Annotated in this window: 18 protein-coding genes; 4 read left to right on the forward strand and 14 right to left on the reverse strand. The window is 48.1% G+C overall.

What is annotated here, in order from left to right; all coding sequences use genetic code 11:
- Positions 1-78: 78 nt before the first annotated feature.
- From H8B09_RS23510 to H8B09_RS30700, 3 genes are all read right to left on the reverse strand, one after another.
- Positions 79-591, reverse strand: a complete 513-nt coding sequence (locus H8B09_RS23510) for a DinB family protein (protein WP_191206016.1) — start codon at positions 589-591, stop codon at positions 79-81.
- 172 nt (positions 592-763) lie between these two features.
- Positions 764-1,051, reverse strand: coding sequence for a hypothetical protein (locus tag H8B09_RS30695; protein WP_224753911.1), 288 nt, complete (start codon positions 1,049-1,051; stop codon positions 764-766).
- 282 nt (positions 1,052-1,333) lie between these two features.
- Entirely contained in the window at positions 1,334-1,429 is a 96-nt protein-coding gene (locus H8B09_RS30700; protein ID WP_219993704.1) for a putative holin-like toxin, read from the reverse strand.
- A gap of 196 nt (positions 1,430-1,625) precedes the next feature.
- Here H8B09_RS30700 and H8B09_RS31090 point away from each other — a divergent pair, with 196 nt between their 5' ends.
- Positions 1,626-1,838 (forward strand): helix-turn-helix domain-containing protein, encoded by a 213-nt coding sequence (locus H8B09_RS31090; RefSeq protein ID WP_318152730.1) that lies wholly within the window; start codon positions 1,626-1,628, stop codon positions 1,836-1,838.
- On the forward strand, positions 1,775-1,909 hold the full coding sequence (locus H8B09_RS30710) for an AraC family transcriptional regulator (RefSeq protein ID WP_318152731.1): 135 nt from the start codon (positions 1,775-1,777) through the stop codon (positions 1,907-1,909). Before H8B09_RS31090 ends, H8B09_RS30710 begins: the two co-directional genes overlap by 64 nt.
- Before the next feature lie 134 nt (positions 1,910-2,043).
- Here H8B09_RS30710 and H8B09_RS30715 read toward each other — a convergent pair whose 3' ends face one another.
- From H8B09_RS30715 to H8B09_RS23565, 9 genes are all read right to left on the reverse strand, one after another.
- Positions 2,044-3,858, reverse strand: a complete 1,815-nt coding sequence (locus H8B09_RS30715) for a CHAP domain-containing protein (protein ID WP_224753913.1) — start codon at positions 3,856-3,858, stop codon at positions 2,044-2,046.
- 82 nt (positions 3,859-3,940) lie between these two features.
- Positions 3,941-4,210, reverse strand: coding sequence for a hypothetical protein (locus tag H8B09_RS23530; RefSeq protein ID WP_191206018.1), 270 nt, complete (start codon positions 4,208-4,210; stop codon positions 3,941-3,943).
- 180 nt (positions 4,211-4,390) lie between these two features.
- Entirely contained in the window at positions 4,391-4,861 is a 471-nt protein-coding gene (locus tag H8B09_RS23535; RefSeq protein ID WP_191206019.1) for a DUF8821 family protein, read from the reverse strand.
- 20 nt (positions 4,862-4,881) lie between these two features.
- Complete coding sequence (locus H8B09_RS23540) at positions 4,882-5,304, reverse strand: DoxX family protein (protein WP_191206020.1); 423 nt, start codon at positions 5,302-5,304, stop codon at positions 4,882-4,884.
- A 193-nt stretch (positions 5,305-5,497) separates the two neighbouring features.
- A complete protein-coding gene (locus H8B09_RS23545) occupies positions 5,498-6,082 on the reverse strand; it encodes a TMEM175 family protein (RefSeq protein ID WP_191206098.1) in 585 nt (194 codons plus the stop codon).
- Positions 6,083-6,172: 90 nt separating this feature from the next.
- Positions 6,173-8,605: a glycoside hydrolase family 31 protein gene (locus H8B09_RS23550; protein ID WP_191206021.1), complete on the reverse strand. Its 2,433-nt coding sequence runs from the start codon at positions 8,603-8,605 to the stop codon at positions 6,173-6,175.
- A gap of 15 nt (positions 8,606-8,620) precedes the next feature.
- A complete protein-coding gene (locus H8B09_RS23555) occupies positions 8,621-9,445 on the reverse strand; it encodes a carbohydrate ABC transporter permease (RefSeq protein WP_191206022.1) in 825 nt (274 codons plus the stop codon).
- Positions 9,442-10,314 (reverse strand): carbohydrate ABC transporter permease, encoded by an 873-nt coding sequence (locus H8B09_RS23560; protein WP_224753914.1) that lies wholly within the window; start codon positions 10,312-10,314, stop codon positions 9,442-9,444. The genes H8B09_RS23555 and H8B09_RS23560 overlap by 4 nt, the downstream gene beginning before the upstream one ends.
- Before the next feature lie 93 nt (positions 10,315-10,407).
- On the reverse strand, positions 10,408-11,763 hold the full coding sequence (locus tag H8B09_RS23565) for an ABC transporter substrate-binding protein (RefSeq protein ID WP_191206023.1): 1,356 nt from the start codon (positions 11,761-11,763) through the stop codon (positions 10,408-10,410).
- A gap of 198 nt (positions 11,764-11,961) precedes the next feature.
- Between H8B09_RS23565 and H8B09_RS23570 the strand changes: the two genes are divergently transcribed.
- The gene (locus tag H8B09_RS23570) at positions 11,962-13,806 is read left to right on the forward strand and encodes a sensor histidine kinase (protein ID WP_191206024.1); all 1,845 of its coding nucleotides are present in this window, start codon (positions 11,962-11,964) and stop codon (positions 13,804-13,806) included.
- A gap of 17 nt (positions 13,807-13,823) precedes the next feature.
- Positions 13,824-14,594 carry a response regulator transcription factor gene (locus tag H8B09_RS23575; RefSeq protein ID WP_191206025.1) on the forward strand — a complete coding sequence of 257 codons (771 nt, stop codon included), beginning with the start codon at positions 13,824-13,826 and terminating at the stop codon, positions 14,592-14,594.
- Positions 14,595-14,673: 79 nt separating this feature from the next.
- On the opposite strand, the gene H8B09_RS23580 is transcribed toward H8B09_RS23575, so the two are convergent.
- Together H8B09_RS23580 and H8B09_RS23585 are read right to left on the reverse strand one after the other, a co-directional pair.
- A complete protein-coding gene (locus H8B09_RS23580) occupies positions 14,674-16,605 on the reverse strand; it encodes a TOMM precursor leader peptide-binding protein (protein WP_191206026.1) in 1,932 nt (643 codons plus the stop codon).
- Entirely contained in the window at positions 16,593-18,128 is a 1,536-nt protein-coding gene (locus tag H8B09_RS23585; protein ID WP_191206027.1) for a hypothetical protein, read from the reverse strand. The genes H8B09_RS23580 and H8B09_RS23585 overlap by 13 nt, the downstream gene beginning before the upstream one ends.
- Between the last annotated feature and the right edge of the window lie 194 nt (positions 18,129-18,322).

Below are 18,322 nucleotides of genomic sequence, written 5' to 3' on the forward strand. Positions count from 1 at the left end.
GTTGATGCGTGTTACGGCTTATGCGCTGCATCGTAGTAGCCACTGTCTACGGTGTGCCTATAGCTCCAACAGCTTTTTTCAGTCCTGCTTAAGTTCATCTATAATCTCTATGATTTGCTTAATATGTCTTTGCTCATGTAAGTAGAGGGATTCAAGCCATTCAATTAATAACATCTCTTTAAAGACGGGGTGTGTATAATGTCTTCTACTCAGCACTGAAGGGTCGACTATTGTATTTAGAAGTTCATGTAACTTCTGTCTCGAATCGTTTAGTTTATCTATAAGCGCTTGATATTCTACTAACTCATTAGTTGGTTTTGCAATTTCAGGAGCTTCTAACTTCCTGCTTCTATCGAGTAGAACCTTCACTGGTTTATTAGCTGCAAATGAATCTTCTGTGCCCTTTAATCCCCTCCTTATGGCTATGACATATAACTCTTCTGTTATAGAGAGGTGCTGACATACCTGACTGATACTCCAACTTTCAAAGTCTTTCCGTTTGTTTATTTGATCCCCACTTAATCCATCAAGAATTCCGAGCAGTTCGACTCTGGTTTCTTCTAATTGTTGATTGATTTCTTGAAGTTCCATTGAAGATCCCCCCTGACTTTAATTTATGGACTTGCATGTTATAGATCAAATTGTGGTTTCTGGTAACGGACCGCGGGCTGAAGACTTGATGCATGAATATGCTGTACGGCAAGGGATCATACTCCCTGATTGGTTATCAGAAAATCAACAACTTCTTTGGGTGGGATTTTTACTATCTTCCTTCAAATTCACTTGTTAAAACCCCATCAATAAACACTTTATATTTTGTTTTTCTTAAACCGGCAAAAACGAGTTTCCGTATCTTATCAATCTTAACATGATGTATCTCATCTTTACCTACTGTAAATTCATATGATTTGGTCAAACTTAACGAAAACATCCTAAAGTCACTAATCACTTGCTCCCCATCAGCACGAATACTCAAATTGCCCCAAAATTGGTTGAAACTAAAATCAACGATATGTCTCTCATTAACCCCAACCTCGAATGAAAATTTCATCTCGCTAACCTCATTTATGAGCTTATTGGTCGTTCCAAATGGCATATTACCGATCATCACGATATCTATTTTGTTGTTGTACAACCATGGAGCAAATATGAACAAGCATCCTCTTAGGTTATTAGATAGTTCACTTCTATTTCCAATTATGTTATCATACATGTAAAGAAGCCGAGTGCGGCTAACACTCGGCTTAACAATTGGCTTGGATGGGATTATTCCCTTCTAGTGTCACTAGACGAGTAAGAACCCACCTTCGGCGCTCAACCTTGGGGTGGGTTCTTATTTCTTCTTGTAGTTATTCGAGATGTATGTGAGTAGTGCAAGGATAAACGATCCAAATAAGAACATAATCGTCAACGCTGCTTCTACTTTCATGGCCTCACCTCCTTTCGAAGGGAAACCATGCCCACCCAAGATTCAATTGTCCTTCCTATTATACTAGAATATACCAATATAATGAAGAACAATTGTTCGGATTTACCAGCTTAGCGTTTCCTATACCAAGGCAATCTGCTCAGCGAAGGCTAAACGATTCATGATTGAGCATTATGCTGAGCCGCTAACATTAGATATGATCGCGGACCAATGTGGGGTTAACAAGCATTATTTTTGCCGATTGTTCCAGAAGTCAGAGCATACCTCTCCCCTCGCCTACCTGCGGAATCGAAGGGTAGAAGCCGCCCTTAGCTTGCTTCGAACAACTAATTGTCCGTGCACGAGATCGGGCAGCAGTGCGGCTTCGACAGTCCCAGCTATTTCGGCAAAGTATTCCGAACGTACATGAACATGACGCCTAAGGAATATCGAATGAAAGAGCTGGAGTTTCCGTTCGACGCAGTATTTTATGAGCGGTGATTGGTGCAAGGGTAAAAAGCCGAACATCCTATGTGGAAGTCCGGCTTTTACCCATCTCGTTCAATCCGAGATGCGGCTTTTCCTTTCACCTGTCGGTACTGGCGGCGGCGCTTTCGCCCGCCGCAGGTGCAATTTCAAACCACAATTCCCGGAATCGGTTGATACTCCCCGCTGAATTGATAACGATAGCTGTCTGCTATGCGGATATATCCGAGAATACAATGAGCTCTATCCCTGTATAGAAGACTAGAGTAATTGAAATTATCTTTGTTACCTTCTGCCACCAGAAGCTTATCATCAACACAGGCTAATACGACACCGATATGATCGTGAGAATCATCAGATAGCAGCTTATCGTAAATGACAAGATCACCACGTTCCGGTGTGAATCCAGCCTGCCCATCAAGGTAGAAGAAGCCTGTTTCGGGTAATCGAGCCCAATCAAGCCAAGCGCCAACGCCAGCTAATCGGTATTCCCTGTTCGGATACCGAATGGGCAGTTCAATGCCAACCTGCATACAGCAGTAGTACACGAATGCCGCACACCATTTGCCCTCTAATACTTTATGGATATCATCCGAGTCCGGCCAATACTTGCAGATCGCTCGGTAACGCTCGTCCTCAGGAACACCCACAATATGCTGCCCTGCAAGCTTCTCTGCATAATCAGCCAGTTTAAGACGTCGATCTTCATCATTCTGGTGTTCCGTTCCCTTGTGGACGATGCAGCTCTCCGTTTCCGCATTGCCCGGTTTCTGACTGTGCCTCTGCAATACGATAGCATCCTTGATAATTTCCTCATAAGGCCCATGAACAAGATGCCTGTCATCTTGATAAAAGATAGCTCGAAGAATGACAGACAACTCTTCGTTACTGAATAGTTGGGTTTGTCTTAATACTGGACGGGCAGCATCTGCGCTATTGGGACCTGGGAAACTAGTCATTCCGGTTTTAATCCAATAATAATTGTGCATTAATGCTGCGATCGCAGCGATTTCTGGATTTTGTCCCCTTGTCATAGCAAGCTTAGAAGCATAGTTTGAAACGCTAGATAGATAAGCCATCCTATCTTGATTTGTCACCGAGTCCCCAGTTGTATGAAGGACTTTCTCCAGAAACTCTCGCACCTTTGCAACCCGATCGGTCTTCTTCTGCTCAAGCGTTTCAATTACCCCTACCATTGCACGAAAAACCTGTTCCCAGTCTCGATTCGCATTGTCAATTACATACGTTGGACAAGGCAACCGATCAAGCAAGTCCAATTCGATCCGCTTGCGGTTTTCCATAAAACGAATATTATCCTCCGTTGCAAAACTGGGCTTGGAACGGATTGAGGAAATCCAAACCTGCTGCTCTCGCACGCTTGGCTGAGTCAAATAGATTAACATCGGATTCATTGCAGCAATCTGTTCGACAATTCCTTGAATATGCTGCTCGATCTCGCCATCCGTCGCTTCATAATGTCTGAGCAGATCATGAATCTGATGCTGCAAGAACACCGCTTCAAACACATACACCGTCTCCGAGGTGCTGGCAAGCTCAGCGAAACGTGCCCATTGCCGTTGAATTGAAAAGGTGAACTCCTCCATGGAGGCGCTAGGCGATTGAGTCCAACAAAGCTCACGAGACCTTAACTCTGCGTAGAGCGCATTCAACTCGCTGTTCCCCTCCAAATCACGGTAAGGAATCAAAAAATGGCCGCCATCATGAATAGCTCGCGAACGGATTACTTCCGCTATATTCGGATATCGATGGAGCAGATCGTCATACTCCTCTTCACGATAGAAAGCATGCCAATTCAAGCTCGCGGGATGCTCCTTGGCACCTTCATCATAAAATTGAGACAGTATGCCTTGCTCTACGAGGTGGCGCTGCAATCGTTCAGCCAACGTCGATTTCCCCGTACCGCACAGCCCTTCAACCAAGATTAATTTGCAATCGCTTCGCATGAGCTTCTCCCTATCGTTTGGAACGTTGATTCCAATAGTTTCTCTTATTTGCCTAGTTATTTGTATTCTGAAACGTAACATCTTACAATTGAATCCCATTGTCTATTAACTCAAATTCAAATACCGCATTCGTATAGATCTGTATAGGAGTTCTTGCCCCTACTGATTCAATATGGCTTGTAATCCATATCTCCTCTACCCCATCATCATCCTTATCTCTAAGGTCTACCTCAATCGGTTTACATAGAACCCCATCGGAAATGGAACTTATAAATTCATCATCAATTGTCACATTATTACTGGTGAGTTCCGACAATCTTTCTTCGGTTTGTACTCTTTCTTCCTTGGTCAATGGATACCGTTGCACTGAATTTTATCGCACAGGCCAAAGAATAATCCTTTTTCCAATTATTATATATTGTAACAGTTAAAAACGTTAAGCACCCTAATCAAAACGAGGCACTTAAAGTAAAGTGCCCCGTCGATTATTCCATATATAATTAGCAGCCCTACTTCCAGAGAGGCCGTATTTTTAACCTACCTCATATTCTCCTTTAATGACGAAGAACGAACCCCGAATCGTTCCGGCAAGCTTAGACTTCTGTCTAGCAAATTTGAATTTCCCCAACTCCGCTGGAACTTCCATTCCCTCGGAAAGCTTAAAGCCGACCGCACGCTTCTTCGAATCATCGACCGTGTACAAGACGTTGATTCCAAGCCCATCCTCATAGAAGATGAAGGCCCATCTAATATTCTCTACTTGAAAAAGTGACGTTTCCAAAGGTTTGGCCGCAAACTCAATATTACGTTCTTCTTTCAACACCCGGTTCACGTACTCCAGCGTCTCTTGGCTCTCGCTCGCCGGTACAACCGTAAATTCATGTTTGTATTTGTTCATAAAATAACGGGCTTCATTAGCGCGCAGACCGGCAAGCGCTTCTGTTACTGGCGAAGTTTCCAAACCGACTGTGGACACATTCTTGAAATCAACGATATAGGACATTGTTTATCTCTCCTCTTAGTTTAAAGTTTACGATTGTTCGGGCGCAGCGCCCACGAGGCAATATTCAGAACGGCATAGAACAACGGCAGGATCATATTGAACCCGTAATCACCATAATCGTCAGCGAGTGCATGGGAGAAAGCCGCGCCAGTCATTAGAAAGAAGATACCAGCGTGAGCCCATTCCTTGAGCCGCGGAAAGCCAGGTGCAATGATCGCTAGGACGCCAAGCAATTTCCAAGTCCCGAGAATGTTCGTGATGTATAACGGGAAACCGATATCCGTTACTAACTCGACATTGCCCCCATATCGCATCAGTTGACCAATGCCGCTCATCGTAATCGATACTGCGAGCAGTAAAGTGACGGTCCAATAGGTAATCGTTTGTATGCGTGACTGTGCCCCTGATCTTACGGTGTTTCCAGTAACGTTAATCGTACGCATTCGTTTGTTCCTCCTCCAAGTTTCGGATTGTCATATTAGTGAAATAATTGCTTTCTTATCGGACACCATTTGGTGTCTAATTGATTATAAGACACCAAATGGTGTCCAGTCAATAGTCCTTATTAAAAAATGTATAATCCATACAAAAAAAAAGGATGAAGGCTTCGCCTCATCCTTTAAAACCACTTGTTATTCAGCTTGCTTTATTGTGCAGAGCGTGCTCGATTCGCTTGTCTGGCACGAACCAGACCACGGCAACAAGTACAAAGAAGAAGCCGGATATCCATGTACTCGCATATGCAGTCAAGACTGCGGTCAAGTAAAGCAATGGAGATAGTTTCCCCTTCCAGTCTTTCCCGATCAATCGAACGAAATTAGGATCGTGGGCATGCTGCTTAAAAATCCCGCGCTGAAGCAGCCAATACGCAGATGCCGCTAGCAGTAGAATAATACCGTACAGCGCTGTTGGAGTGGCAGCAAAATGGCTGTCTCCCATCCAAGCTGTCGTGAACGGTATAAGGGACAACCAGAAAAGAAGCAGCAGGTTAAGCCACATCAACCCCCCGTTCATCGTTCGAACCATATGCAGGAGATGATGATGATTGTTCCAGTAGATGCCAACATAAACAAAACTGAAAATGTAGCTAAGTATTTTGGGGCCCAGTTCGATCAATGCGTTCCAGTCATGGCCTTCCGGCACTTTAAATTCTAACACCATGATCGTAATGATGATCGCCAACACACCATCGCTGAAGGCTTCCATCCGATTCGCTTTCAGAGTGCTTCACCTTTTCCTCGCATCGCGACTTTTCCCCTACTATATCACAATCTCAGCTCTATCCTCTATTCGTTATTCTGATCAATCGCACTAGAACGACACTTCGATGAAGCTTCCCGTATAATGCACATCTTTAATCGTCGGAGACTGAGGCGGCTGCGAGACCTGGGAATCGAACAGCATAATGATCAGCTTGCGTTGATTGATCATGCCGGGATAGGAGCCTTGCCTATCGCCGATCGCCAACACTCTTCGTTCCTCGTCCCAGTGCATGGACATAATTGCGCAGCTGCCCGTCTCATAGCTGTAATTGTCGTTCTCATCCTCATAGTAGTCGAACGAGCCGTTCTGACCCGCATACACTCGGATGTACAAGTACTCGTGGGAATGATCCTCAACATGCTGTAAGTCGTCGCCCATCGGCAGGATGGATCCGGAACGAACATAGAGAGGAATTCGCTCAAGAGGAGCATTCGCTGCAATGGTCTGGCCGCCCTGATGAACGCTATGCTCCCAATAGTCGTACCACGTGGAGCCTGCTGGCAAATATACGTTTCTCGTCTTATCCGCCCCTTCGATCGGCGTCGACCCGATATCATAGTACATAGGCTTCGTAATCGGGCAGACCATCAGAGCCGAACCGAACATGAACTGATCGTCGATATCGAAGGTTCCGCTGTCATGACGGAAATCGAACGGCAGCGCACGCATTAGCGTATAGTCCTCCCGGAAGACGCGAGCCGCCAAGGAGTAAATATACGGAAGAAGCCGATAGCGAAGCCGGAGGAAAAAGACAAGCGTCTCGTAAAAAGGCTCGCCCGGCTCGCCGAACCGCCATATTTCGCGGGGAGTGTCCGTGCCATGAGACCGGAACATCGGCAGAAATGCACCATATTGGAACCATCGCACGTATAATTCGCGATAGCCCAAATCCTCGACGCCAGCATCGTAATCTCCGTTCCAGAACCACAGGTCGGGCTTGTTCTGAACGAAGAAGGCGCCTATATCCAACGTCCAATAAGGAGAGCCCGTTGCACAGAAATTCAATCCGTCCGGAATTTGTTTGCGCAGCGTCTCCCAATTGGCGGCAATATCCCCCGACCAAGTGATCGTGCCGTAACGATGCTGTCCCGCATAAGCGGATCGGGTCAAATTGACTACCCGTTTGCTGTCGCTCGCAGCACGCTGACCTTCGTAAATGCCGCGAGAGTGAAGCAGCGAATAGGCATTGATGTAAGCTGGATCCAGATAGAGCTTCGCTTCCTCCGTATTGATCCGCAGCCTCTCCTCCGGCTCGGGCTTCACGGCTCCCTTCCAATCGGCCTCGAACGGCTCCGTGCAATCGCACCACCATGCATCGATGCCATGAGCGAACAAACCCTCGTATGCTTGTTTCCAGTAAAGGCTTCTCGCTTTCTCCGAGAACGCATCGTAATTGGCTCGATTGCCTAGCAATCCTCCGTGTTCAGCCATCTCTCTATGATTGTCGCTGTTCGGATTCATGATCGGCCAGATGGATACCATCAAGCGCGCATCCAATTGGTGAAGCTCCTCCATCATCTTCTTCGGATCGGGAAACCGCTCCGGATCAAGCGTCTTCTGTCCCCATAGCTCGCCTGTCCAAGATTTCCAGTCCAGAACGATGCAATCGATCGGCAGCTGTCGCGACCGAAATTCGCGAACGGTATCGATCAGCTCCTGCGAAGAGGTGTAACGCTCTTTGGATTGTACATAACCGAATGCCCACTTCGGCAGCATCGGCGCCTTGCCGGTCAAGAACCTGACGCCTTGCACGACCCCATCCAATTCCGGACCGTAAATGAAATAGTAGTCCATCTCATCGTCCACGTCGGTCGATAGATAAGAGCCGAACGCGTCGTCATGAAAGGTCATAAGAGAATAGCTGTCGACCAGAATCCCATACCCGAGAGTCGAGACAAGGACGGGGACAACCGCCTTCATATTTTGCTGATAGAGATATTGATGCTGCCCCCGCAGGTTGAACATGCCTTCTTCATGCGATCCGAGCCCGTATAACGCCTCGTCATCCTGCCATTCGAACGCCAGCTTCGTACGGTAGGCTTGCCGGTCGACGACCTTCTTGATATTGCCCGCCCGGACCCTCAGCCCATCCGCTCCTTGTCCTGTTTCGAGCAGGGCGTCTTCGTCGAAGACCGATTTGACGACGTCGACGGGCACAAGCGTTTTACCGCCTCGGTTCGGCTCTCTCGTCAGCAGTTTTCCTCCGGCATCGTAATAGGCCAAAGCGCATGTTCTTTTATCGATATGGATAGAAAGCTCGGTTGTACTTAATTTCACATAGTCATTCTCGTCTTGAATGACATAAGGGGAGGTGTTCGCCTCCCGCGGCACGATCATCAGGCTTTCCTGCTCGCTGAACGAAGTCTCCACCGTATAACGAATACGTACGATGCGGCTTGCGCAAACCGTTAGCTGCAGCCTGCCCTCCGTCGTCTCCAGCACAAGTCCGTCCGGCACCGCATCATGCTTTAAGATTGGCATAGCTTCCTCCTTCTCTTACCCTTTCACGGATCCGCTCGTCATGCCGGCAATAATGAAGCGCTGACCGAGCAGGTAGATGATAATAACGGGCAAAATCGTCAAAATAATATCTGCGCTCACCAAATTCCACGACTGCTGAAACTGCCCGAAAAAGTTATAAACAGCCAGCGTCATCGGCCACTTCTGAGCACTGTTCAAATAATACAACGGCATTAGAAACTCGTTCCACGTATTGAGGAAAGATAAGATGAAGACCGTCACCGCGGCCGGCTGAAGCATCGGAAAAATAACAGAGAAAAACAACCTAAGCGAACCGCATCCATCGATGACGCCCGCTTCGTCCAGCTCCTTCGGCACGCCTCCGATAAACCCGTACAGGATGAACACGCTGAATGGAATTTGCGTGACCATGTACAGAACGATGATGCCCGCTTGGGTGTTCATCAGATGCGTCCACTTCATCACATCGATCAATGTAAAATAGTTGAGCGGCAAGGCGATTCCCATGATCATAAACAAGTACAGAAAGCGATAGAACTTCGTCTTGTTTCGTCCAAGCACATAGGCCGCCATCGACGAGAAGAGTATGCAGAGCAGAGACGATACGGTCGAATACAGCAAGCTGTTCGCAAAGGAACGGCCCAGCTTGCCCTTCTCGATAACCGTCGCGAAATTCGAGAAATGCAGTTCGCGAGGAAGGCTGAAGCTCATGGAACTGGCTTCGGGCGCCGCCTTCAGCGCATTGACGACTATGAGCAAGATCGGGATGATCGCAATAAGACTTACCAAGCCGATCACGATATTCTGAATGGGGCCTCTTATCCATTGTTTGGTTATCATCCGTTCTGTTCCTCTCTTGACATCAGCTTAATGGCGAAGTAGCCCAGTATGGTCATAATGACAAACAGCACGGTAATCAATGCTGTGCCGATGCCGTAGCTTCCGAGAGTAAACTGATTGAATACCTGCGTGTATACGACCTCCGTGGCATACCCCGGGCCGCCATTGGTCAGAACGTACACCGTATCGAATATTTTCAGGCCATACAGTAGATTCAGCACGGTCGTAACCGTAAGAGCCGGCATAAGCAGCGGCAAGGTAATATATTTGAACTTCAGCCAAGGACCCGCTCCATCGATATCCGCAGCTTCGTAGTAGGAGTGCGAGATCGACTGAATGCCAGCCAACAGAATGACCATAATGTACCCTGCGCCTTTCCATACATCGACCGCAATAATGGACTTGAAAGCCCAATTTATGTCCGTCAACCAGTGCTGCGTCCACTGATTTAATCCAACTGCGCGCAGCACGCCGTTCACTAAACCGGTCTCCGGATTGAAGATGGACTTGAATATAATACCCACCACCAGCATCGGGACGACGGAAGGCAAAAAGATGACGACGCGATGAACGTTTTTCAGCTTGATCCCTTTATTCACGAGGACCGCTATGAGCAGACCAACGATGGTTTTGAGAACGATCGTTGCAATTGTAAAAACGACTGTATTGCGAATGCCATGCATGAAGTTTTCATCCGACGAGAAAATCGTACGATAGTTGTCCAGCCCGACATAATGAATCGCTCTCGAATAGCTGTTCCAGTCCGTGAAGGACAGGTAAATCCCCATCAAGCTGGGAACAACCGCAAATACAATGTAGAAGAACAACGCGATAGCGATAAAATAAAACGGATATATGCGTCTAGTCATGATCCACTCCCCGTCCCATCAAGCATTCGATCGAACAGGGCCCGATATCAACGTTCATCATCGAGCCCTGCATCATCTCCTATGCGGCGTATCTTATTTCCAGTTCGGATCGTTTGCCGTTTTGGCTTGCTGCGCCCGCCTCTTGTCGATGTTCTTCAGCACATCCTTGGCCGACATTTGTTTGCCCATCATAGCCGCCATGTCCTTGCCGATATCCATCCATTGCGGATTCAAATAATTGATGGCCGTTTGATATACCGTACCCGACTTTTTGCCGTAGGCATCGAAGAACGTCTTCTGTTCTTCGGTGAACTTGGCATTCACACCCGAGAAGTTCAGCGTCGTGAATTTCGGCTCGTTATCGAGCAAGTACTGGAGATTGTCCTGCTGCGCCAAGAATGCGAAATACTGCTTGGCTTCCTCGATATGCTTCGAGCTGCTTGAAATAAACTTGCTCGGAGCGGCAGGGTTAACGTTAAGGTCTTGGTTATCGTTAAGCGGAATCGGGAAAAATCCGTAGTCCGAGGCTTTGCTGCCCGAGACGGCTTTCTCTATTTGAGCAGGCAGGCCGATGTTATAGACGGTCATTGCATATTTGCCGCTTGCCATGTTCTTCTCTGTATCCGCATACGTATTGGAGAAGGCGTTGTCGCCGAGATAGCCCTTTTGCACAAGTTCATTGAATTGCGTGAGCGATTGCTCTAGAACGGCCGCATTTTCAAATTTCTCCTCGTTGTTGATCAGCTTGTTCGCAAGCCCCGGATCCTGTTCCTCGTACCTGACGCCGAGTTCAGGGAACCATAACACATGATGCCATCCATCCGAGACCGGCTCATAGATCGGCGTGACGCCGGAAGCCTTAATCGCTTCGCAGTCCTTGAGGAACTCGTCATAGCTCTTCGGAACGCTTAAGCCAAGCTTCTCGAATATCGGCTTGTTGTAGACGATGATCCAGCTGGCGCTAGGATCCCAGATCGTCATCGCATAGACCTTGGATTTCCAAGTCGATTGCTCTATGAAGAGCGGATCTTCTCTTTTCACCCATTCTTCGTTCGTCAGGTCGACTGCGTTGTTCTCGACGTCATATAGCGAGCCCAGATCGAATTTGCCGCTTTGTCCGCCGAAAATATCAGGCGCTTCGCCGGCAGCCATCTTCGCCTTCAGCACGTTGGAATATTGATCCGACGGAACGATCTGATAATCAATATGAATGCCCGTCTGTTCTTCGAACTTCTCCGCAAGCTTCATCTCCGGGTCTTTAATCCAATCCTGGCTTGCCAGGTAGGACAAGGTTACATTCTTCTTCTTCTCCGCGCTTGGTGCAGCGGGCTCCTTCGTCTCGGAGTTCGTGTCTTGGGATGCAGAGCCGCCGCTGTCGGAATTGCCGCATGCGCTGAGCATTCCGCCTACAAGACCAAGAACCAGAAACATGCTAAGTGCTTTCTTCATAGAAACTCCCCTTTTCTATCGTTATTATTGAAAACGCATTCATCATGCTGCACTATCATTATATAAATGCGCTTACATCTTCTCCATGCAGAGGTTTGTGCGTTTCTTTGCACAATATTTCCGAGGGTTGACAACGATTTCATCTTGCATGCACAATGTAAAACACAACTACTCAAGATTATGGGAGACCGCTGCGATATGATAAGGAAGCCTCGCTCCATTCATATGACCTTATTCCTTACCTACTCGTCGATTATTGTGATCGGCATTTCCTTACTGTTCTCGCTTTTCCACTTATGGTCTTCCAATCTATTGAAAACAAAAGCGTTCGACTCCATCTCGGAGCTCTCGTCATCGCTGCAGACGCAGCTTGATCTGGAGGTGCAGAAGCTGGATTCCGTTTCTGTCAGCATTTTATACTCCAATCTCATTTCAGACCGCATCTCGGCCTTCGATACGTCGAGCGGCAGCGAGATGTTGAATGCGCCGCCATTGAATTCAGGCGATCGAATGAATAAACCGATTACGGACATTTATGATATTCTGGTTGCCTTGGTCGGTCCCTCCTACCCCGTTCAACAGGTCTATTTGCACTTATTTTCCGGCACCTCGATCGGAGTCGGCTTCGATAACAGCCAGAAGAAGGTCGATGTCAAGAGCCAACCCTGGTATGCGGCGGTAGAAAAGAACAAGAAGAAGAAAGTGCTTGCCTTGTCCCAATCAGGCTACAGCTCCGTTAATTTAAAAAATAATGTATCGCTATCCTTGTACCGCTACTTCTCGGACAAATACGATGAACCCAAAGGCATCGTGGAAGTGAAGCAGAGCTATAACAAGGTTTTCAGCAGCTTTATCCAGCTTGCGCAGAATGATCCGTCCCTCGAGCAGGTCATCATTTATTCCGATGCCGGCGAAATCATATACCCTTACGATTCATCCCTGTCGGACCGTCAAATCGTCAATAGCATCATGCGCAATCCGGCCAATCTCTTCTCGTCCGATCAGCGCACCTATATTACCAACCCGGAGACGAAGGATAAAGTATTGCTTACAATCAAGCATTCGGACCTGACGAACTGGAATATCGCGGTCATGATCTCGAACCAGTCTCTGCTCTCTCCGCTTAATAAATTTACGCGATTGGCGGTCTTGGTTACGCTTCTCATCTTAGCTCTACTCATCATTATGTCGTACTTCGCATCCAAGAGAATGACAAGTCCATTAAGCAAGCTGAATCAAACAATTAAGGCAATGAGCCTCGAATCGCTTGTATCCGGTTCCGTTATAGAGCTTAACAGCGGCCTAAACGAATGGGATCGGCTGAATGCTTCTTTCGTGAAGATGAATGCCAGGCTCAAAGAGTCCTTCGATCAGTTGCTCCTTGCTCAATCGCAGGAGCTTCAAGCTCGAATGACCGCGCTCCAATCGCAGATGAATCCGCATTTCCTGTACAATTCGCTTGCGACGATTAGCGCCATGGCTTATGAACAAATGAACGAAGAGATCATTGTCATGTGCGATAACTTGTCCGACATGATGAGGTATATCGGCGCCGATGAATCGGCTCTGGTCGATATGCAGACGGAAATCCAATATACCGACATGTACATCACTTGCATGAAGCTCCGTTATGGAGATATGCTGTCATGCGCCATTGACTTGGAATCGTCGATCAATCGCATTCAAATCCCGAAAATCATGATTCAGCCGTTGGTTGAAAATGCATTGAAATACGGCACGAGAACAAGTCCTCCTTGGGCGATCACGGTCAGCGGCAGAATCGTCGATAATCGGTGGATTATCGACGTAACGGATAACGGGCCGGGCTTCGATGAGAAGGAAATATCCCGCATCTATGAGCAAATTAACGAGATTGAACAGAACAATGTGCTTCCAGCCCTCCAATTGCATGGGATGGGATTGCTTAACGTATTCATCCGCTTGAAGCTGCACTATCGAAACCTTATGTATTTCGATATTCGGAACTTGCCTGAACGAGGCGCCGTCGTCTCGATCGGCGGTCCATTGCATATGAAGAGATAAAGATAGGGGGAGAAACGATGAAACCGATCTCCATCATCGTAGCCGAAGACGAGCCCTTGCTGCTTCGAACGCTAGTCCATCAAATCCAGCGGACCGACGCTTCCTTTCAGGTCATTCTGGCCGCAATCGACGGCGAGCGCGTTCTTCAATTTATGAAAGACACGCAAGTGCCCGATGTCATTATTACGGATATCCATATGCCCATGATGGACGGCATCGACTTAATCAAGACGGTAGACCGAGATTATCCGATTGTCAAAAAGATCATTATAAGCGGCTACAGCGAATTTGAATACGCGCAGCAGGCGCTCAAATTGAATGTCAGCGATTATTTGCTCAAGCCGGTTAAAAAGCAAGAGCTCGAGGATATGCTGGCGAAGCTGAAATTAACGATCGAAAACGAGCGCTCGGCTTTAAAATCCCCAAAGCTGCTAACCAGTCGTCAATACTCGCCGGAGGAGATCGTGAAAGCAGTGGCCGCCTTCATTAAGGCCAATTACACGCAAGAGCTTCTTCTTGAGGATATCGCTCGGCAATTCAACATCAATGCATCGCATTTAAGCAAAATTTTTCTGAAATATACCGGCGAGCCGCCCTCCAAATATATCATGTCGCTGCGAATCAACGATGCCAAGCATTTGCTTTCCCTGCACAACGAGTTTTCCGTGAAAGAGGTAGGCGAGGTCGTCGGCTATCCGGATCCGTTCTATTTTAGTCGCATATTTAAGCAGTGCACAGGAATGACGCCAACAGACTATAAGAACCGACTTTCTAAGCAGGATAACTAGCGATAAACAAACAAGGAGGGTATCCCCAGTCACCTATTGTAACTGATGGAGTACCCTCCCTCGAATGACTATCCTTATTCTATGGAAACGGATGCGGATAAGGGTTAAGCTCCTCAGGCGACAGCCGATGATCCGTATATCCCAGTTTCATCGGTACCTCTAATACTCTGTCGAGGCCGACTAATCGGGTAAACTGGTGTCCGAACGTCATCGGCAGCATTCCCGGTATCAGCACTTTGACGCAGTGAAGGCCGTTGCGGAGCGTCTCGCTCGATGACTGATCGATGACGATGACATCCAGTTTCAAGCTGCGAAACGTCTGTAGAACTTGAAGCAGATCATCTGTTAAATCATCATTCATCCAGACTGAACTGAACTCTTCCTGGAACGTCCGCGTCGGCCGCTGTTCATCCAGTAGAAATCCAAGCCGCTCCTCCGATTGCGGCAAGCTGTATAGCAGGGCATGATCCTCCATGCTCTGAACGAGGGAAGCGTCATGAAACATAGCCTCTGCCTCTTCCTGCCGCTCGTGCCAACGTCCCTCCATCCTTGTAATCGTGACAGCCAACTCATGTATAGCACCCTTAGCAGCACGAATCGGATCCAGATGAGCCCCCGCAGCGCAGACAAGGTTCAATCGCTGATCCGCTCCTCCCTTCGCTGCTGCCCAGATGCTTGGAATCCCGTTCTCCATCGTCGTGTTATATAGCTGCACGTCGTATCCAGATACTGCTCTTAAACGCTCGATCATCAGCATGAGTTCCTTGTCTCCCGAGGAACGATAATCGAGCCGAGGTACAGGCAGTCTAGCGTACCAAGTCATCAAGAACGAATCTCGTTCAACGACCTCTAATAAGCCGTACAAGATCGCTTCCTCCAGACTACCCCCAATCGCGCAACCGTTGGAGGTCTCATAAACAAAGCCCCCTTCAAAGCCGAAACTGTAATAGCCCAGCCGCTCAGGGACTAGAATCGGACGTTCCTGTAGAAACGAATATCCCCAGACCCATGACATTGCAGCGGAAGGATCATAAGGGGCGAAGGGAAATTCCGGCTGCTCGAACTGCTCCTGTACATGAAACCCCACCTGTGACGGATCCATCGCTGTGTCTTTCAGGTTGGAATAGCTGTCGTATACAACCGTTCGTTTGCCCCGGGGAGCGAAGCCGCAATATCGTTCTAATCCTTCCAAGATGGCAGCTAACTCGCTATCTGCATAACAGTGGGAATGACCGCCTGTCACCTCGTTAAACATGCTTGTAGGAAGGTTTACAGCGCTGCTAGCAAAAGCAGATAGAAGGTCAAACTGCTTGCCGTTTAATAGTCCGGTTCGGTTATCCCAATAATCCTTAGCCAGTACCTTCTGCAGATCACTCATCGAACGGCTGCGATATTGATTCCGACTCAACTTCATGCTCGATCTTAGTATAATTTGGGCTGACTCCATCGAATCTTCCGGCAATTGGCTGCACACCGGACAATTGGACTCTGGCAAGACGCGATGGATTGTGGTGCTCATCGTATCAAGGTTAACGATATAAATGCCGCCCTCGGAATGCGCTTCTTCACCTCGTAGTGCCCTCGCCACTTCTTCAGAGAGAATGCAGGCCAAATGTCGTAATCCCGAAGGGGACAGCTCTTCGAGAGGCGGCGGAGTAAGATCGGGAAAGACCAGATTCATTAGCTCATCCTCTATCTCCCCGCCGTCGCGTCCCGCTCTGGAACGCCTGATTTCCGCACATTGGGAACAACCGGGTTTCCCGGGACGGGTTAGCGGTCCCACCACTCCTTCTCCTCTAGACACATAACAGCATATCCAAGGAATGCTAAGCGGCTGCAGTATCTCTCCTGCTTCAAGATGAATGGAGGCGCTCCCTCCCAACACCAATGCCAATCCAGCAGAGGGCGGAATATCACTGAAATCCGGTCTTCGCACGGTGTCGGTCCAAGTTAAATGTTTGCACACCGTATCCGCGAGCGGCCCTTCTCCAATAACCGCTACTGTATGCATGAGGAAACCTCCTCACATAGCATAATGCCAACCACCTTAATCGACCCGTCTCTCCAGATTGACTCACACCTTAGATCGAAGACCTCCAGGTCTATACGATGCTCATTCAAAGTCTGAACAGCAGATCGAACCCATAGTGCATTATCGATAAGACTAGCAGCGGAGATCGTAATGCTCTCGGGTCTCTGCTGGTGTTCATTCCATAACACAGAAGAAACGGGGGCAGCCTCCGTTTTCATCAAAGCTTTGTGCAGCGATTGGCGAAGCGCAAGCGTTCGATTAAGGTTAACGCCGCCATACCAAGAATCACCCGAGTTAACCCATACGACCGGAAAACCGAGCAACGATTCGCCGGATGCGATTACGGGTTCGCCCTCTAGGATACTTAAAGCCTCTTTATAAAACCGGCATTGGATATCTTCAATTCGGGCACATTCCATGGGCGTGAGAATCAGTTCTTGTTGAATAGTTCGTTTGCCCAACTCTTGAGATAAATAAGCACTCAGCCCGCGTCTAACGGCTTCGGCGAAGGTGAGCCCTGCTCCGATATGGATGTTTTCCTGCTGACGCGAGAGCGGCTCAGGAACTAGCAGCGGCACCATGCGAGCCGTGTAAGCTTCAAGCCCTGCAAGCGCTGACTCACGCCGAGCCTCTACATGTGTAAAACCACTGCATACGATAGCCGGAAGTCTCGAAGCTTCTTCAGATAGCGGGTCATCAGGATGGACGAGACACTGCGCCAACGGGAGCTGGTTCAATGCCCCTTCCCCCCAAACGTGGAAAATGCCCGACACCTCTGAGGTCATGCTGCCGAACCAAGTAAACCATTCCTCTGTATCAGGTTCATGATCAGCTCCGAGATTAAGCTCGAGATCCATAATCGAGCAGCCAAGCTTATGTCCGGATAGGAGCGGATGAAGATGAATCGGATGCCAGCTGCCTTCTAACGTGCGGGGATTCAGGAGATAGCAATGATTTCTGCAATTTGGTTCACCGGCCATCCATTTATGCCATTCATTCACGATGAGATTCGATAATAAGGTTGAAGTCGCGGCCGAATAAGGCCGCCAGTCCGCCTTAACAATGGATCTTTGCACGCACCTCCAAGCGGACTCCCAGCAACCGTCTTCTTCCGGGTCTAACAGCGGTCCAGCCAACCCTATTCCTTGCAAGCCCATAGCAGGGAGCAGCGGCTTCTTTTGTGCCAAACAAGCGGCCCGAAGCATCTGGAATTCCTCTAGGTCACCATGCTGAGCGGCATATAGGATAAAGGAGTACGGTCGAACCGCAGCCTCCCAATCCACCTTATTGCCTTCTGCTGCTTCTAGGATATTCAGCGCTGCCTCCGAATCGCTGAGCAGCGCCTGTTCCAATATGATCTTAAGCTCCCCTATGTCTGTAGGCTGCGTGTTCGTTACATGCACGGTGATATTGGATAAACCTGACTCATACCATCCCTGAACAAGCGCGATCAGGATTGCTCCGGAACCAACCGCAAGTACCCCTTCACCATGAGAAGACATTCTGTTACCTCCGTCCCTGGCATGACAAGCTTATGAAGTTCTTAAGATCATGCCGCTATCTCCGCACCATAAATCTATTGTTAAAACTATGACGTCCCACCTTTGTCTTACCACATAAGAATTGACTGGTATTCGAGTTACGTGAGTAAAGTGTTGCTCAACACTAGTCGTTAAACAGATAGCTTGTCACAACG

The sequence above is a fragment of the Paenibacillus terricola genome, from assembly GCF_014779765.1.
Taxonomy (GTDB): Bacteria; Bacillota; Bacilli; order Paenibacillales; family Paenibacillaceae; genus Paenibacillus_T; species Paenibacillus_T terricola.

What these genes read in the sequence shown, in the direction of transcription:
- H8B09_RS23510 (WP_191206016.1), bottom strand. Translation starts at nt 591, where the DNA reads ATGGAACTTCAAGAAATCAATCAACAATTAGAAGAAACCAGAGTCGAA.
- H8B09_RS30695 (WP_224753911.1), bottom strand. Translation starts at nt 1,051, where the DNA reads ATGAAATTTTCATTCGAGGTTGGGGTTAATGAGAGACATATCGTTGAT.
- H8B09_RS30700 (WP_219993704.1), bottom strand. Translation starts at nt 1,429, where the DNA reads ATGAAAGTAGAAGCAGCGTTGACGATTATGTTCTTATTTGGATCGTTT.
- H8B09_RS31090 (WP_318152730.1), top strand. Translation starts at nt 1,626, where the DNA reads ATGATCGCGGACCAATGTGGGGTTAACAAGCATTATTTTTGCCGATTG.
- H8B09_RS30715 (WP_224753913.1), bottom strand. Translation starts at nt 3,858, where the DNA reads ATGCGAAGCGATTGCAAATTAATCTTGGTTGAAGGGCTGTGCGGTACG.
- H8B09_RS23535 (WP_191206019.1), bottom strand. Translation starts at nt 4,861, where the DNA reads ATGTCCTATATCGTTGATTTCAAGAATGTGTCCACAGTCGGTTTGGAA.
- H8B09_RS23540 (WP_191206020.1), bottom strand. Translation starts at nt 5,304, where the DNA reads ATGCGTACGATTAACGTTACTGGAAACACCGTAAGATCAGGGGCACAG.
- H8B09_RS23550 (WP_191206021.1), bottom strand. Translation starts at nt 8,605, where the DNA reads ATGCCAATCTTAAAGCATGATGCGGTGCCGGACGGACTTGTGCTGGAG.
- H8B09_RS23555 (WP_191206022.1), bottom strand. Translation starts at nt 9,445, where the DNA reads ATGATAACCAAACAATGGATAAGAGGCCCCATTCAGAATATCGTGATC.
- H8B09_RS23560 (WP_224753914.1), bottom strand. Translation starts at nt 10,314, where the DNA reads ATGACTAGACGCATATATCCGTTTTATTTTATCGCTATCGCGTTGTTC.
- H8B09_RS23565 (WP_191206023.1), bottom strand. Translation starts at nt 11,763, where the DNA reads ATGAAGAAAGCACTTAGCATGTTTCTGGTTCTTGGTCTTGTAGGCGGA.
- H8B09_RS23570 (WP_191206024.1), top strand. Translation starts at nt 11,962, where the DNA reads ATGATAAGGAAGCCTCGCTCCATTCATATGACCTTATTCCTTACCTAC.
- H8B09_RS23575 (WP_191206025.1), top strand. Translation starts at nt 13,824, where the DNA reads ATGAAACCGATCTCCATCATCGTAGCCGAAGACGAGCCCTTGCTGCTT.
- H8B09_RS23580 (WP_191206026.1), bottom strand. Translation starts at nt 16,605, where the DNA reads ATGCATACAGTAGCGGTTATTGGAGAAGGGCCGCTCGCGGATACGGTG.
- H8B09_RS23585 (WP_191206027.1), bottom strand. Translation starts at nt 18,128, where the DNA reads ATGTCTTCTCATGGTGAAGGGGTACTTGCGGTTGGTTCCGGAGCAATC.